The sequence below is a fragment of the Alkalibacterium putridalgicola genome (assembly GCF_900109825.1).
GTDB lineage: Bacteria > Bacillota > Bacilli > Lactobacillales > Carnobacteriaceae_A > Alkalibacterium > Alkalibacterium putridalgicola.
Genome location: NZ_FOBL01000006.1, coordinates 51,174 through 66,939, shown reverse-complemented (window position 1 = coordinate 66,939; position 15,766 = coordinate 51,174). Strand labels below are relative to the sequence as shown.

Annotated in this window: 15 protein-coding genes; 14 read left to right on the top strand and 1 reads right to left on the bottom strand. The window is 41.8% G+C overall.

Features of this window, described 5'->3' with window-relative positions:
• The first annotated feature begins 73 nt into the window (after positions 1 to 73).
• From BMX84_RS03270 to BMX84_RS03220, 11 genes are all read left to right on the top strand, one after another.
• On the top strand, positions 74 to 1,663 hold the full coding sequence (locus tag BMX84_RS03270; RefSeq protein WP_091487178.1) for a PTS transporter subunit EIIC: 1,590 nt from the start codon (positions 74 to 76) through the stop codon (positions 1,661 to 1,663).
• A 30-nt stretch (positions 1,664 to 1,693) separates the two neighbouring features.
• Positions 1,694 to 3,019, top strand: a complete 1,326-nt coding sequence (locus BMX84_RS03265) for a 6-phospho-alpha-glucosidase (protein WP_091487227.1) — start codon at positions 1,694 to 1,696, stop codon at positions 3,017 to 3,019.
• A 96-nt stretch (positions 3,020 to 3,115) separates the two neighbouring features.
• Complete coding sequence (gene gnd / locus BMX84_RS03260; protein WP_091487176.1) at positions 3,116 to 4,018, top strand: phosphogluconate dehydrogenase (NAD(+)-dependent, decarboxylating); 903 nt, start codon at positions 3,116 to 3,118, stop codon at positions 4,016 to 4,018.
• A 9-nt stretch (positions 4,019 to 4,027) separates the two neighbouring features.
• The gene (locus tag BMX84_RS03255; protein WP_091487175.1) at positions 4,028 to 5,506 is read left to right on the top strand and encodes a gluconokinase; all 1,479 of its coding nucleotides are present in this window, start codon (positions 4,028 to 4,030) and stop codon (positions 5,504 to 5,506) included.
• A gap of 179 nt (positions 5,507 to 5,685) precedes the next feature.
• Positions 5,686 to 6,675, top strand: a complete 990-nt coding sequence (locus BMX84_RS03250) for a LacI family DNA-binding transcriptional regulator (RefSeq protein ID WP_091487173.1) — start codon at positions 5,686 to 5,688, stop codon at positions 6,673 to 6,675.
• Positions 6,676 to 7,581, top strand: coding sequence for a ribokinase (gene rbsK, locus BMX84_RS03245; protein ID WP_091487172.1), 906 nt, complete (start codon positions 6,676 to 6,678; stop codon positions 7,579 to 7,581).
• Positions 7,556 to 7,951 carry a D-ribose pyranase gene (rbsD, locus tag BMX84_RS03240; protein ID WP_091487170.1) on the top strand — a complete coding sequence of 132 codons (396 nt, stop codon included), beginning with the start codon at positions 7,556 to 7,558 and terminating at the stop codon, positions 7,949 to 7,951. Before rbsK ends, rbsD begins: the two co-directional genes overlap by 26 nt.
• Before the next feature lie 12 nt (positions 7,952 to 7,963).
• Complete coding sequence (locus BMX84_RS03235) at positions 7,964 to 9,448, top strand: sugar ABC transporter ATP-binding protein (RefSeq protein WP_091487168.1); 1,485 nt, start codon at positions 7,964 to 7,966, stop codon at positions 9,446 to 9,448.
• A complete protein-coding gene (locus BMX84_RS03230) occupies positions 9,445 to 10,410 on the top strand; it encodes an ABC transporter permease subunit (RefSeq protein ID WP_091487166.1) in 966 nt (321 codons plus the stop codon). Before BMX84_RS03235 ends, BMX84_RS03230 begins: the two co-directional genes overlap by 4 nt.
• A gap of 31 nt (positions 10,411 to 10,441) precedes the next feature.
• Positions 10,442 to 11,383 (top strand): D-ribose ABC transporter substrate-binding protein, encoded by a 942-nt coding sequence (locus BMX84_RS03225; RefSeq protein WP_091487164.1) that lies wholly within the window; start codon positions 10,442 to 10,444, stop codon positions 11,381 to 11,383.
• Positions 11,384 to 11,587: 204 nt separating this feature from the next.
• On the top strand, positions 11,588 to 12,064 hold the full coding sequence (locus BMX84_RS03220; RefSeq protein ID WP_091487163.1) for a YrhK family protein: 477 nt from the start codon (positions 11,588 to 11,590) through the stop codon (positions 12,062 to 12,064).
• Positions 12,065 to 12,082: 18 nt separating this feature from the next.
• Here the strand turns inward: BMX84_RS03220 and spx are convergent, their stop codons facing one another.
• The gene (spx, locus tag BMX84_RS03215) at positions 12,083 to 12,493 is read right to left on the bottom strand and encodes a transcriptional regulator Spx (protein ID WP_091487161.1); all 411 of its coding nucleotides are present in this window, start codon (positions 12,491 to 12,493) and stop codon (positions 12,083 to 12,085) included.
• Positions 12,494 to 12,779: 286 nt separating this feature from the next.
• Between spx and BMX84_RS03210 the strand changes: the two genes are divergently transcribed.
• From BMX84_RS03210 to BMX84_RS03200, 3 genes are all read left to right on the top strand, one after another.
• On the top strand, positions 12,780 to 13,691 hold the full coding sequence (locus BMX84_RS03210) for an aldo/keto reductase (protein ID WP_091487159.1): 912 nt from the start codon (positions 12,780 to 12,782) through the stop codon (positions 13,689 to 13,691).
• Between the two features lie 86 nt (positions 13,692 to 13,777).
• A complete protein-coding gene (locus BMX84_RS03205; RefSeq protein WP_091487158.1) occupies positions 13,778 to 14,080 on the top strand; it encodes a phasin family protein in 303 nt (100 codons plus the stop codon).
• 66 nt (positions 14,081 to 14,146) lie between these two features.
• Positions 14,147 to 15,742 (top strand): ABC1 kinase family protein, encoded by a 1,596-nt coding sequence (locus BMX84_RS03200; protein WP_091487156.1) that lies wholly within the window; start codon positions 14,147 to 14,149, stop codon positions 15,740 to 15,742.
• Positions 15,743 to 15,766: the final 24 nt, after the last annotated feature.

Sequence of the window (15,766 nt, the reverse complement as noted above, 5' to 3'; positions counted from 1 at the left end):
TCGTGAAAGCCTTTTAATTGAAACGGTTTCTCGATACACTAAGTTCAACTTAAATATATTGGAGGGAAAAAGTATGAAAGAAAGAGTTATGGATACAATGCAGAAATTTTCAAAAGCGATGTTTATACCCGTGTTAATATTACCGATCGCTGGTATTTTGATTGCCATCGGTAATTTATTTACGAATGCACGATTACTTGAAGTCGTTCCTTTTTTGGATAATCCAATCACTAAAGGATTCGGGACGATTTTATCAGGATCGCTTGTTTCGATACTAGTCAATCTAGGTTTGGTCTTTGCGGTAGGGCTGGCAGTTGGTTTGGCTAACAAGAAGAAGTCGGAAGCTGGATTCATTGCTTTACTTGGCTATTTAGTTTTTATCAATGCGATGAATGGCTATATGGGCATCCAGGGAATGTTAATCGAAGGTAGTCTGCAAGGTACTGGACAAACAATGGTATTAGGTGTGCAGATACTAGATATGGGTGTGTTTCTGGGTATTTTCTTAGGAATTGCAACGGCGATCGTTCATAATCGGTTTGCAGATACCGAATTTAACAATGCCTTTCAAATCTATGGAGGAACACGTTTTGTATTTATCGTGTTGATCCCAGTCGTTGTTCTATTAGCTATTATATTTACAACTATCTGGCCTTATTTCCAAGCTGGTATCAGAAGTTTGGGATTGGTAATAAATCAAAGCGGGAACTTCGGGCTCTTCTTGTATGGTGCTCTTGAACGCCTGCTCATTCCAACTGGGTTGCATCACTTAGTTTATACCCCATTCTTGTACAGTGAATTAGGTGGTATAGCTGAAGTCGGAGGAGAAATATTTGAAGGCGCACGTAATATTTATTTTGCCGAAATAGCCAACCCAGACGGTGGTCTGCTTGCACCAAGTGTAATTTGGGATGCACGTGGTATTTCAAAAATGTTTGGTTTGATTGGTGCGTGTTTAGCTATGTACCATAGAGCTAAGCCTGAGAATAAAGCAAAAGCAAAAGCTATTCTGATTCCGGCGGCTGTAACATCTTTTCTTGCCGGTGTAACTGAACCAATCGAATTTGCTTTTATGTTTGTGGCACCGTTGTTGTTCGTGGTACATGCCGGTTTAAGCGGACTGAGTATGGTTGTATTGAATTTACTAAATGTCAGGGCTATCGGACCGAACGGGTTTATGGATTTTCTACTATATAATGTCCCTCTTGGGATAGACCGTACTGGATGGCCAATGTATGTTGCTGTAGGATTATTGTTCTTTGCTATCTATTATTTCCTCTTCAGTTTTCTGATCAAGGTTTTCAATTATAAAACAATCGGTCGAGAAGATGCAGAAGGTGAAACACGGTTATATTCTAAAAAAGATTATAAAGAGAAAAAAGCAAAAGGGAATGAATCTGTAGACGACTTAGGACTGGCCCACACTATCGTAAGTGCATTAGGCGGAGATAAAAACATTGAAACTGTTACTAATTGTTATTCGCGTTTACGCTTGACACTTCTTAATCCAGACATTATCGATGAGAGTATATTGAAAAACGAAACAGGCGCAAGTGGGATTATGAAAAAAGGAAACAATGTACAAGTGGTGTATGGTCTGCAAGTAACTAAAATTCGAAAAGCAGTCGATACCGTACTGAATCGCAAACCTGTAGAAGAATAAATGAAATACAAAAGTGAGGATGGATTATTGATGAAAAAGTTTTCAGTAGTTATTGCAGGTGGTGGAAGCACATTTACACCTGGAATCGTTATGATGATGCTCGATAACATGGACCGGTTTCCTATGCGAGAGTTGGTTCTGTATGACAACGACAAAGAACGTCAAGCACAATTAGGAAAAGCATTGGAAATTTTACTTAAAGAGCAGGCTCCAGATTTGAAATTTTCTTATACGACCGATCCAAAAGTTGCCTTTACTGAAAAAGATTTTTGTATGGCACATATACGTGTAGGGAAATATGAGATGCGTGAAAAAGATGAGAAAGTTCCATTACGTCACGGTGTTATCGGCCAAGAAACTTGTGGACCCGGAGGAATCGCGTATGGAATGCGTAGTATTACAGGAATGTTGGAAATAATTGATTATATGGAGAAGTACTCACCAGATTGCTGGATGCTGAACTATTCGAATCCGGCTGCAATCGTGGCGGAAGCATGCCGTGCTCTAAGACCTGATTCAAAGGTACTGAATATTTGTGATATGCCAGTAGGCACTTTACGTAGAATGTCACAAATCATTGAAAAAGATCCTGCAGATTTAGAAGTCCGTTATTTTGGCTTAAACCATTTCGGCTGGTGGACCAGTATCAAAGATAAAGAAGGCCATGAATACATCGATCAGATCCGTGATTATGTAGCTGAGAATGGATACTTGACTAAAGTAGAAGTGGATACTCAGCATATGGATGAGAGCTGGCAGGAAACCCATAAAAAAGCAAAAGATCTATTAGCTGTCAATCCGAGTTACTTACCAAATACCTATTTAAAATATTATTTGTATCCTGATTATGAAGTGGCACATTCGAATGCAGATTATACACGGGCTAATGAAGTAATGAATGGCCGTGAAAAAGAAGTATTTACTGCAGCGCAAAATATTATAGAAAAAGGAACAGCCGTAGACGGTGGCTTCCACATAGATAGTCACGCCTCATTTATAGTCGATTTAGCTCGTGCGATTGCCTTCAATACGCATGAAAGAATGTTGATGATCGTAGAAAATAATGGCGCTATTGCTAATTTTCCAGATGATGCAATGGTAGAAGTGCCGTGTATCGTCGGCAATGATGGACCAGAACCATTAGCTCAGGGGAAAATACCTCCGTTTGAGCAGGCAATGATGTTCCAGCAAGTAACAGTAGAAAAACTTGTTGTTGAAGCTTATATTGAGGGTAGTTACCAAAAACTATGGCAGGCGCTCACCTTATCTAAAACTGTACCGAGTGCCAAAGTTGCAAAAGATGTTTTGGATGACTTGATAGCAGCCAATGGCGAATATTGGCCTGAATTACGTTGATGCTTATCTGATGGGAAATGACTGCTTAGTATGATAAATAGCGAAGGGCCGGATAAAATCCGGCCCTTTACTCATGAAAATTAGGAGGAGAAGAAGATGGAAGTAGGAGTAATCGGTTTAGGGAAGATGGGTTTGAATTTAGCAGAAAATATGGTGGAACAGGGATATCGTGTATTGGGAATGGATGCTGATTTGACTTTGAGTGAGGAAGCGAAAGCGAGAGGGATTCAATTTTCACAATCGATCCCTGACTTGCTGTCACGGTTTACTGATCGAAAAATAATTTGGATGATGTTACCGGCTGGGGAGATAACAGAATCAGTATTTCAAAAAGTTAAAGCACATCTGCACGCCGGGGACTACATTATAGATGGCGGGAACGCTCACTTTGAAGACTCGAAACGTCGCGGTATGGAATGTGAAGAAAACAATGTTCAGTTTTTTGATGTTGGAACATCCGGTGGTGTTTCCGGGGCTAGAAATGGTGCGTGTATGATGATTGGTGGAAACGAAAAAGCATTTACAGAAATTGAGGAAATCTTTACTTCTATAAATGTTGAAGATGGCTATTTATATGCGGGTCCGAGTGGTAGTGGCCATTATTTGAAGATGGTCCATAATGGTGTGGAATATGGCATGATGCAAGCGATCGGTGAAGGTTTTAATGTTTTGAAACATGCAGAGTATGATTTTGAGATGGAAAAAGTAGCAAAAGTATGGAATAACGGATCAGTTATCAGAAGCTGGTTAATGGAATTGGCTTTTGACTTTTTAAGTGCTAATGGTCGTCTTGACGATATCGAAGGTGTCGTTCAATCATCTGGAGAAGGTCAATGGACAGTTCAAGAAGCATTAAAAATGCAGGTACCGGTCCCTGTCATTGCTCAATCGTTAATGGTTAGATACTCTTCAACGGATGACGATAAATATGGGGAAAAAGTGGTTGCTTCACTCCGGAATGGTTTTGGAGGGCATGCAATATTTAAGAAGGAGGACTAAGAAGTTGTTATGGAGTATAGAATCGGAATAGATATAGGGACAACGAGTACTAAAGGAGTTTTATACAACGGGCAGTTAGCTGTTGTAAAAACAGCAACAGGTTCTTATCCCACTTTGCGTGCTGTCGAAGGGATGGCTGAACAGGATCCAGAACATATTGTTGGCGCTGTGACATCTGTTATTCAGCAGTTGCTTCAGAATAACGAGGATATCAGAAAACAAGTCAAATCGGTATCTTTTTCAAGTGCCATGCACAGTACTTTACTTCTTTCATCTGAAGGTAAACCTTTGGGGCCCGTTTATACATGGGCAGATAATCGTTCAAATGATGTGCTGGAAACAACGAGGCATGAGGGTGATCTTCATTGGGTTTATGAACGAACGGGGACTCCTATTCATTCGATGTCTCCATTTAGTAAACTGCTATGGTTGAAAAAGAATTACCCAGAACTTCTGGTGAAAGCTGAGCACATTGTAGGTATCAAAGAATATGTTCTGTATCTTTTTACAGGTGAATGGAAAATCGATTATTCTATAGCTTCAGCAACCGGGCTATTTAATTTACAGACCTTAGACTGGGATCGAAAGATTCTTGGATTTATCGGTCTAGATCGACAGGTATTTTCTGATCCTGTTGACACCGACTATGTCTATACTCAAAGCATTGAAGATATGTATAACAAAGCTGGCCTTTCTCTTGATACGGTCCTAGTCATAGGGGCGAGCGACGGATGTCTGGCTAATTTAGGCTTAAATGCTGTAGGGATCAATGAAGTGGCGATGACTATCGGAACGAGCGGAGCACTAAGAATGGTAACTGATAAAATCATTCTAGATCCTAAAGGACGTACATTTTGCTACTATTTATCTAAAAACAGATGGGTAGTCGGAGGGGGTGTCAATAATGGAGGCAATGCATTTCAGTGGCTGGCAGATATTCTTTCATTGAATTATGAACAGTTGAATAAACTGGCTGAGGGAGTTGACCCTGGATCCGATGGTCTAATGTTTTATCCATACTTGAATGGAGAACGTGCTCCTCTTTGGGATGGGTCAGTAAAGGCGCAGTTTATTGGGATAGATGCAACCCATTCAAAAGGACATTTTGTGAGAGCTTTGATGGAAGGAGTCCTGTATAATTTAACTGTGGTTTTAGAAATCTTGGAAAAATCTGGAGGTAAGTGTAAAAACGTTAAAGTCACAGGTGGTTATTTACATTCTTCATTGTGGAAACAAATGACAGCTGATATTTTTAATAAACCGATCATACTCTCTAATCAGTTCGAAAGTTCATGTTTAGGAGCAGTACTAGTGAGTGAGCTAGATATTAAAGGTCAAATGGAAAGAATGGGGACGGAAGAAATTACAATTGAACCAAATGCTAAAGTCGTTCAATTATACCGCAAGCAATACGAACTCTATCAGAAATTATCTGAACCACTTAAAGAGATGCACCGTATAAAACAAGAACATTTGAAAAACTACTGATTAAAAAAGAGCCGTGCGAAAGTAAACGCGAGGCTCTTTTTTGAATGCTAAATATAATTATAAAAAAACGCTTGCAATTTATAAAGAGTATGCTATCATTATATGTGTAATCGGTTACACACGTTTCGAACAGTAACCGTCAGAAAAATTAACGATGTTTGGCAGAGTGGGTGAAAATAATGGTAACGATAAAAGAAGTCGCAAAACATGCAGGAGTCTCTGTGGCTACAGTTTCCCGGGCCTTAAATAAAAATGGGTATGTGAGTGAGGAAGCTCGCAAAAAAGTAGAAACAGCAATCAAGGATTTAAAATATTATCCTAATGAAGTTGCCCGGTCACTGTTTCAGAAAACATCCAAAATGATCGGACTGTTGTTGCCTGATATCTCTAACCCGTATTTTCCTCTCCTGATGAAAGGGATCGAAGAAAGTGCACGTGCAAACGGTTATAGTGTTATTCTCGGGAATGTAGAAGAAGGCAGTGATCTGGGCGAGAATTATATGACGCTCTTCGCACAGCAGAATGTAGCTGGAGTGCTGTCAGCAGTAGAAGGCACGTTGAGTCATGAACATGCGATGCCGATCGTTATGCTGGACCGCGTTTTAGAAGAAGACGATTTTGCTGTCTATACGAATGACGTCAAAGGCGGCAAGTTAGCTGCTCAGGCAGTCATGGACCGCGACCCGGGCAATGTTCTGATTATTGCCGGTCCTAAGTCAGTTCCTGGTGCAATCGATCGTTTGATCGGGATACTTTCAGTTTTGAATCCGACTGATGTAAAGTATCAGATTTACGAAACCAATTCCTATACAATAGAAGAAGCCGAAGAAACAGCTAAAAATATTTTTATGAAATACAAACGAATAAACAGTGTGATAGCCAGTAATGATCTGTACGCTCTGGCAGTAATGAAGGAAGCTCAGCAGAAAGGATTACATATCCCCCGTGACATTCAAGTGATCGGCTATGATGATATTCCTTTCAGTCAGCTGGTTTACCCAGGTCTGACGACGATATCTCAGCCAGCTTTCAAACTGGGCTATCAGGCAGCAGACTTGCTGGTGAGCCGTATCAGAAAAAATAAAGTAGAGGAAAAACGGATCAAACTCGATCCGAAACTAATTCTCAGAGATTCTTTACGAGAAAAGACAGAAAGTGAGGAAAAGTGATTGGTTAAAATAACAGTAGTCGGTAGCATATCTACCGATTTTATTATCGAAACAGAAAAACGCCCTGAAGTGGGTGAGACGGTAGAAGGGGAAAAATTCTCAACAGCTTTTGGAGGCAAAGGTGCAAATCAGGCTGTTGCAGCAGCAAGGTTAGGAGCACAGGTCTACATGTCAGGGACGGTAGGGCAGGACACATTTGCTGACGAGCTTTTAAAAAATCTAGAAAATAATCATATTTCTACGAATAATGTGGAACGGGTTACACATCTATCATCAGGTGCTGCCTTCATTACGATTCAAGACGGTGATAATGCGATTGTATATATACCTGGAGCGAATAATGCTTTGACACCGGAACGTATTGAAAAGATGCGTGATGACTTGAAGACAAGTGATTTGGTCATTGTTCAAAATGAAGTACCTGTCGATGCAATCGAGAAGCTGATTCAGCTATGTGATGAACTTGATACGCCAGTCCTGTATAATCCCGCACCGGCAAGGGAACTTAGTGCAGAGGCAATCGAAAAAGTGCATTTTATTACACCGAACGAAACAGAATTCGCTGTTCTGTTCCCAGGAAAAAAGATAGAAGATGTTTTAGTTCGTTATCCGAATAAACTCTTAGTGACGGCCGGTTCTGAAGGAGTCTATTATTATGACGGGAACGAAGTTAGACTCGTCCCGGCAAATAAAGTGAAGCCGATCGATACGACGGGAGCAGGAGATACTTTCAACGGAGCTTTTGCCGTAGCCTGGACAAATGGGCTCTCTATTTATGAAAGTATAAAATTCGGCAATCTTGCTGCATCATTATCGATTCAGAAAATGGGAGCGCAATCGGGTATACCGACATTAGAAGAGATGAAAGGAAGCGAATCATATGAAAAAGAATGGCATATTGAATAGCGAGATCAGTAAGGTTTTGGCTGATCTGGGACACACCGATCAGATAATCATCGGTGACTGCGGACTCCCGATTCCTCAAGGAGTCAAGAAAATAGATCTCGCGTTGGAAATTGGAGAACCTAAGTTTATTGATGTTTTGAATGTCGTGCTTAAAGAAATGCAAATTGAAAAGTACTTCCTGGCGAATGAAGTAAAAGAAAAAAACAAAGGACAGCTAGAAGAGATTGAAAAAAGTATGGGCAAGACTGAATTGGAGTGGCTGTCGCACGAAGAGCTGAAACAGCAGTCACAAAGAGTTAAAGCGATAATCAGAACAGGAGAAGCAACGCCTTATTCCAATATCATTTTACAATCTGGTGTTATTTTTTAGGAGGTGCAAGCAGTGGAAATTCAAATGAAAGATATCGTCAAAGGTTTTGGCAGCAATAAAGTCCTGTTAGGCGTGAACTTAGATATAAAGTCTGGAGAAGTTCATGCTCTAATGGGGGAAAACGGGGCAGGGAAGTCCACTCTGATGAACATCCTCACAGGGCTGCATAAATATGATTCTGGTACGATCATCATTAATGGTGAAAAGCGTACCTTTGAGAATCCCAAAGAGGCAGAAGAGAACGGCATCAGTTTTATTCATCAAGAAATGATCACCTGGCCGGACATGACGGTACTTGAGAACCTTTTTATGGGCCGAGAAATGAAAACCGGCTGGGGATGGATAAAAACAAAAGACATGCGCCGGATAGCAGAGAAGCTGTTTGAGGATCTAGGAGTGAATATCGATCTGAATAGAGAAATGCGGACGCTATCCGTAGGTCAACAGCAGCTGGTAGAAATCGCGAAATCACTCATGTCAAATGCGGAAGTCATCATCATGGATGAACCTACGGCAGCTCTCACAGAACGGGAAATCAACGTTTTGTTCGATACGATCGAAAAACTGACCGCCAAAAATGTTGCCATTATTTACATTTCACACCGCATGGAAGAAATTTTTGCCATCAGTGACAGGATCACTGTGATGCGGGACGGCGTGAGTGTGGATACAAAACCTACTGCACAGACTGATAACGATGAAGTTGTCCGTAAAATGGTCGGCCGGGATCTGGAAGATTATTATCCAGATATCGAAACAGAGAACGGAGATGTCCTGTTTGAAGTGAAAGATTTAAGTGACGGCAGACATTATCAGAACATCAACTTCAGTGTTCGTCAGGGAGAAATCCTTGGTGTGTCCGGCTTGATGGGAGCCGGGCGCACAGAAATCATGCGTGGCATTTTCGGTATGGATAAGCTGGCTTCTGGGAAGCTGCTGCTTGATGGTGAAGAAATATCGATCAAGTCGCCTGCTGATGCTATTCAAAAGGGGATAGGCTTTCTGACAGAGAACCGGAAAGAAGAAGGGCTGATCCTGGGTGACTCTCTGAGAGAGAATATCTCGCTGCCGTCGATAAATGAATTCAGCCGCACAGGCTGGATCAATACAAAGGAAGAGAAGGAATTTGCTGAGTTATTGATCAAGCGACTCACTGTTAAAACTGTGAGTGGTGAAGTGCCTGTCAACACACTTTCGGGAGGCAATCAGCAGAAAGTTGTCCTGGCCAAATGGATCGGTGCCGGATCGCGGGTACTGATACTCGATGAACCTACGCGAGGGGTCGATGTTGGAGCCAAACGTGAAATATATATGCTGATGAAAGAACTGGCGGAACGCGGTGTGGGTATCATCATGGTATCCAGTGATCTGCCTGAAATAATCGGGATCAGTGACCGGGTCATTGTTGTTCATGAAGGACACATTGCCGGCGAAGTAGAGAAAGAAGAGCTATCAGAAGAAAAAATTATGACCTTAGCGACAGGAGGATACAAATGAGTGCAGAAGTGAGTAATGTATCAAAGAAAAAAGAAAACAGAAGTGAAATGATACGGAAGTTAGGTCCGTTCTTCGCCCTGATCGTATTGATGATTTTTGTAACGATCATGAACCCGAATTTCATTCAAATCGGTAATATTTTGAATTTGTTGCGTCAGGTATCCATTAACGGGCTCATTGCTTTTGGGATGACTTTCGTTATTATTACAGGTGGGATCGACTTGTCGGTCGGTTCGACACTGGCACTCAGTGGGGCTTTGGGAGCCGGAATGATTGCCGGAGGATGGAGCCCGGTCATCGCCACGCTTGCGGCATTAGTTATCGGAGCAGTCTTAGGCGCAGTAAACGGAGTGGTCATTACAAAAGGTAAAACGGCTCCATTTATAGCCACACTGGCAACGATGACGATATATCGCGGCTTGACATTAGTGTATACAGACGGAAATCCAATAACTGGAATTGGAGACAGCTTTTTCTTCCAGTTCATTGGTAAAGGGTATCTCTTCGGTATTCCTTTCCCAGTCGTATTAATGGCTATCGCATTCGGAATCCTCTTTGTTGTCCTTCATAAGATGACATTTGGGCGTAAAACATTCGCCATCGGTGGGAATGAAACGGCTGCTTATATCGCAGGGATCAAAAGCGATCGAATCAAGATAGCCGTTTATGCTATATCCGGATTTATGGCTTCATTATCAGGGCTGATCCTGGCTTCTAGACTGAATTCTGCACAACCGACCGCCGGGACGTCTTATGAGTTGGACGCCATTGCTGCTGTCGTATTAGGTGGAACAAGTCTATCAGGCGGACGTGGCAGACTGTTTGGAACACTTGTCGGTGCGCTCATTATCGGGACATTGAATAATGGCCTGAACCTGATCGGTGTATCCAGTTTTTACCAGCAGGTCGTTAAAGGTATCGTCATCATCATCGCTGTATTATTAGATCGAAAAAATGATTAAAAATCATAAAAACTATTAGGAGGAAATAAAGATGAAAAAATTAGTCGCATTGTTCAGCGCATCAGCATTACTATTGGGAGCTTGCGGAACGACAGGATTAGAAGGAAGCAACACGGAAGATAATGGTGAAGAAGGCATTGAAAGTGTAGAACCTGACGAAATGGTTGTCGGTCTATCTGTCTCAACCCTGAATAACCCGTTCTTTGTCTCTTTGGAAGAAGGAGTCGTGAATACAGCTGAAGCAGAAGGCACAGAAGTCCGAACGGTAGATGCCCAGGACGATACAGCTAAACAGCTGAACGATATCAATGACCTTATCCAGCAGGAAGTCAATGTATTGCTTATTAATCCAGTCGATTCAGCAGCCATCGAACCAGCCATCGAATCTGCCAACAGTGCCGGAATTCCTGTTATCACAATCGACCGTTCAACTGAAGGCGGAGAAGTCGTTACACTAGTTGCTTCGGATAACGTTGAAGGTGGCGAAATGGCCGCACAGTATATTATTGATTTAGTAGGAGAAGGTGCAGTTACCGTTCAGTTGGAAGGAGTTCCTGGAGCATCCGCAACTCGTGAAAGAGGCGAAGGATTTATGAATGTTGCTGAAGAAGGACTGGATGTCGTTGACAGTCAGACTGCCAATTTCAACCGTTCAGAAGGTCTGACAGTTATGGAAAACATGCTGCAGAGCAACTCAGATGTCGAAGCTGTCTTTGCTCAGAATGATGAAATGGCACTAGGGGCTTTAGAAGCTATCGAAGCCGCAGGTCTTGCAGATGATATCATCGTAGTTGGATTCGACGGTAACGATGATGCGTTAGAAGCCATCGAAGCAGGTCGTATGGATGCCACCATCGCCCAGCAGCCAGTAGAAATGGGTCGTATCGCAATGGAAACGGCCTTTGAGTACTTTGACGGAGAAGATATAGAAGAGTATATAGCTGCTCCGTTAGAACTTATTACAAATGAATAGGAAACAGTCAGTTATCTAATCAAATCGTAACGTTTAATAGATCTCAGGAAAAATCCTGAGATCTATTTTTGCGAATCAAGGTTTAACCAGATGATCATCGAACCTGAACTGAATCACTCTTGACCTAAGTCGTATTTCATGACGTGCTTCTCATCATTTGCTATCCTATATGTGTAATCAGCAGCAGTGAAAGGTGGAGAGCGTATGCTGCCTAAAAAACCGATCAAACCAGAAAAACCACAAGTAGAAAAGAAAGAGCATAAACTGGATCCTGGAAAAGATGAGGATATTGTTGTAAAAGCGGGAGGGTATCGTGTATATTTTCAGAATTACTATACGATCGTGTCGCTGGCCAACGATCTGCTAACGGGCGGACTGTATTTAGCAGGGAGTCTCGTTCAGACCTTTACAGAGATGAGTCGTCTGGGTATGTATTTATATATTTTTGCCAGTTTCTTTCTCTTGATGCGACCGATCCTGAAAATAATCCAGTATGTTTATCTGTATGATAAAAATGAATACGAAGAAAAAGTTCTAGGCGGTCCTGAGGAGAAATTTGAGCCGAGAAAAGAACTGACCAGTTTGTATAAGGACTCAAATGACGGAGAGAAAAAAGAAAAGACCGATACGAAAGTGGAAGCGTATAGTGATGACGATGATAGCAAAGAAAAAAAGGAGTAGATAATCTACTCCTTTTTTCTATGCGGAATCTTCGATAGCTAATTGACGATGAATTTCAGCCAGTTCGATTTCTCTTACTTTGCGTGGAAGGAAGCAGCGGATCTCTTCCTCGTTATAGCCGATCTGAAGTCGTCTGTCATCCATAATGATGGGACGGCGGATCAGGCTAGGCTGCTCAGTGAATAATTCCAGCAGTTCGTTCATTGACAGATCTTCTATGTCTAGCGTCAGTGACATATAAGCCTGCGAGCGATAAGAGATGAGTTCGCTTGTCCCTTCTTCAGTTAGACTAAGTATCTGCTTGATCTCCTGTTTTGTTAAGGGTTCGTGGAATATATTCTTTTCATTGAAGGGTAACTCCTGTTCCTCTAACCAGGCCTTTGCCTTTCGACACGATGTACAGCTCGGAGAGACGTATAATGTGATCATTGGTTATGACTCCTTTCAAAAGTCCAAGTGTGAGTATATGTACTCGATTTAAGATTTCAGAAAAGTGTGAACATTTTGTTACAATTTCTATTTTAGAGTATTTGAAAATAAATGCAATACTATTTGACACTTTTCTGTCACAAATAAGCTAATTTAATATAAGTAACCGTTTTGACACATTTCTGTCACATTATTTTTTTAGATTAATTTAACTGATTTGTGTAAGTTTAGCAATTGACTTATAAAGAGAGTACAATGTAAGTATCATATATATGGAGGGTTCAATGTGAAAAAAATCAAGTTAGGCAAATCGGATCTAGATGTTTCTGAAATCGCTTTAGGCTGCATGCGAATGGATAAACTGGATCCAGATAATGCCGCAGAAGTTATCGAGACAGCTTATGAAGAAGGCATCAATTTTTATGACCATGCAGATATATATGGCAAAGGAGAATCTGAACAGAGGTTCTCAGAGGCCTTGAAGAAAACATCCATCAAACGAGAGGATATCCTTCTCCAGTCAAAAGCAGGCATCCGTTCAGGATTCTTTGACTTTTCTAAGGAACATATCGTTTCTACGGTAGAAGGCTCACTAAAGCGTCTTGACACAGATTACTTAGATGTGCTGCTGCTTCATCGCCCGGATGCACTTGTAGAACCGGAAGAAGTTGCGGAAGCATTCAATGCCTTGCATTCTTCAGGGAAAGTGAAACATTTCGGTGTGAGCAACCATAGCCCGCTGCAGATCGAACTGCTGAAAAAATATATCGACCAGGAACTGATTACTAATCAGCTGCAGTTCAGTGTCATGCATACAGGCATGGTCGATGCCGGGATCCATGTCAATACAAAAAATGAGAACTCGATCGATCACGACCGTGCTATTCTGGATTATAGTCGAGTCAATGATATGACTGTCCAGCCATGGTCACCGGTTCATGCTGAAAAAGGCGTATTCTTGAATAATCCTGAATACAAAGAAGTGAATGACAAACTATCAGAAATCGGCAAGATTTATGACCTGGATAATGAAGCAATGGCTATTGCCTGGATATTAAGACTCCCGGCTAAGATGCAGGTCATCCTTGGAACGATGACACCTGAGCGCATAAGAAACTACGCTAAAGCATCGGGCGTTAAGATGACTCGGGAAGAATGGTACAGCATTTATCGCGCTGCTGGAAATATTGTCCCATAATTTCACCTGAGCGCCTCAGTTATTATCTGACATAAGAATAAATGAATGTTATAATGAATATGTAAATCATGGAAAGGGGTTATTTTATGTTGGAAGATATTAAAAAAGCATTATTGATCGGCGTTGGATCTACTGCCATTGCAGCCGAAAAAGCAGTGGAACAGGTAGATAAGTTAGTCAGTCGTGGTAAATTGACCGTATCTGAAGGTAAAAAGCTGACAGAAGAATTGCTGCAGAAGAAAAACAATACTCTCACTTCGGAAGATAAAGAGACTCTGGAAGCTGTACTGCTTGAAATGAATGTGGCACAGAGACAGGATATCGATGATTTGGAAGAAAAAGTTAAAGAACTGGAAAGAAAGCTGGATAATAAATCTACTGATGCATAAGGTGGGTGGTGTTGATCATTTCCTTGGTCAGCACCTCTTTTCAGCTTAAAGAAAGGAGGCAGACACTTGAAGAGCAACCGCGAACGTTTAAGAGAAATTGCCAGTGTTCTGGCATCGTATGGCTTCGGGCATATCTACCGGACCCGACTGAGGACCAAGCATAAGGAACAGGATGCTAGAAACCTCCGTTTGGCTTTTGAGGAGCTGGGACCGAGTTTTATTAAGATCGGTCAAATCATATCGACACGACAGGATCTGCTGCCTCCAAGTTACATAAACGAAATGTCCAAGCTGAGAGATGACGCACCGCCGTTTCCTTACTCGGATATCAAGCGAATATTTCGCGAGGAATTCAAAGAGTCGCTCGATGATGTGTTCGAGTGGGTCGATGAAAAGCCGATCGCCAGCGCATCCGTTGCGCAGGTACACCGGGCAAGATTTGTAACGGGCGAAGAAGTCGTTGTAAAAGTACAGCGTCCTGAAATCGAAGAAAATCTTTTAAGGGATATCAAACTGTTCTCTCGTATCGTATCTATGGCGCCGGAGACAGTGAAAGAAATGCTGGTCGATGTGGAAGCGGCATTCAAGGAAATCGAAGAAACGACCCGGAGAGAGCTTGATTTCAGAAATGAGGGTCAGGCACTGATAAAATTCAAGCATTTGAATAAAGACAACGATGCAGTGACCGTGCCCACACCGTATCTCCCTTATACATCCAAGCGTGTCCTGGTCGAGGATTACGTCAGCGGGATCAGGAGCCTGAATCTTCAGCAGATCAGAGAAGAGGGCTATGTCAAAAAAGACATTGCTGAAAAACTTGTCTTTTCGATCCTGTCACAGGTATTTAAAGACGGTTACTTCCATGGTGATCCGCATCCCGGCAACATCATCTTAAGCAATAACAAAATTGTTTTCATTGACTTTGGTATCGTCGGCGAGCTGTCGGAAGCAGTGAAAAAAGACTTGATCAAAATGATGCGGGCAATCGTGTTCGAAGATATCGATCAGCTGATGAACCTGCTCTTACAGATGGCGATTACAAAAGAAAAGGTTGACCGGTTCGAATTTTCAGAAGATCTGGATGATTTCTATCAAACGTATATTTCAAAAAGTTTTGGTCAGATCAACTTGAGTACATTCTTCTCAGATGTCCTTCATGTCACACGTAAATATAAAATGGTCATGCCCAATGACTTTATTCTGCTGGCGAAGACTTTGACTATCGTAGAGGGTGTCGTTACGGATCTTCACCCTGATATCAATATAATGGAGATCGCATCAGACTATATCAAAACGAGTGACGATATTGAAATATTTGAAGCCTTCTCTGCTTCAAAAGTGAAAATGGGGGCCTATAAGCTGGCGGCGGACTCGCTTAAGTTTCCGTCTGCACTGAAACGGGCTCTGGATACAGTAAATAATGGGCGGCTGATGGTGCATATCGACCTTGTGCATTTTGAAGAGAAATGGCGTGAGGTCAATAAAATGGTCAACCGTTTGGTCTTTGCGGTCATTATCGCAGCTTTGATACTTGCTTCAGCTATAATTTTCGTAATGGCAGAAGCAGCCGGCGTGTCGATTTTTGCTATCATCATCTTTATCGGTGCGGGCATTATGGGACTTTGGCTGTTGATATCGATCATCAAATCGGGAACGTTATGACCCAGGTCACGCCGAATCATAAGC

Bases quoted from the DNA above. Each gene is read 5' to 3' on its own strand.
- BMX84_RS03270 (WP_091487178.1), top strand. From the start codon at position 74: ATGAAAGAAAGAGTTATGGATACAATGCAGAAATTTTCAAAAGCGATG.
- BMX84_RS03265 (WP_091487227.1), top strand. From the start codon at position 1,694: ATGAAAAAGTTTTCAGTAGTTATTGCAGGTGGTGGAAGCACATTTACA.
- gnd (WP_091487176.1), top strand. From the start codon at position 3,116: ATGGAAGTAGGAGTAATCGGTTTAGGGAAGATGGGTTTGAATTTAGCA.
- BMX84_RS03255 (WP_091487175.1), top strand. From the start codon at position 4,028: ATGGAGTATAGAATCGGAATAGATATAGGGACAACGAGTACTAAAGGA.
- BMX84_RS03250 (WP_091487173.1), top strand. From the start codon at position 5,686: ATGGTAACGATAAAAGAAGTCGCAAAACATGCAGGAGTCTCTGTGGCT.
- rbsD (WP_091487170.1), top strand. From the start codon at position 7,556: ATGAAAAAGAATGGCATATTGAATAGCGAGATCAGTAAGGTTTTGGCT.
- BMX84_RS03230 (WP_091487166.1), top strand. From the start codon at position 9,445: ATGAGTGCAGAAGTGAGTAATGTATCAAAGAAAAAAGAAAACAGAAGT.
- BMX84_RS03225 (WP_091487164.1), top strand. From the start codon at position 10,442: ATGAAAAAATTAGTCGCATTGTTCAGCGCATCAGCATTACTATTGGGA.
- BMX84_RS03220 (WP_091487163.1), top strand. From the start codon at position 11,588: ATGCTGCCTAAAAAACCGATCAAACCAGAAAAACCACAAGTAGAAAAG.
- spx (WP_091487161.1), bottom strand. From the start codon at position 12,493: ATGATCACATTATACGTCTCTCCGAGCTGTACATCGTGTCGAAAGGCA.
- BMX84_RS03205 (WP_091487158.1), top strand. From the start codon at position 13,778: ATGTTGGAAGATATTAAAAAAGCATTATTGATCGGCGTTGGATCTACT.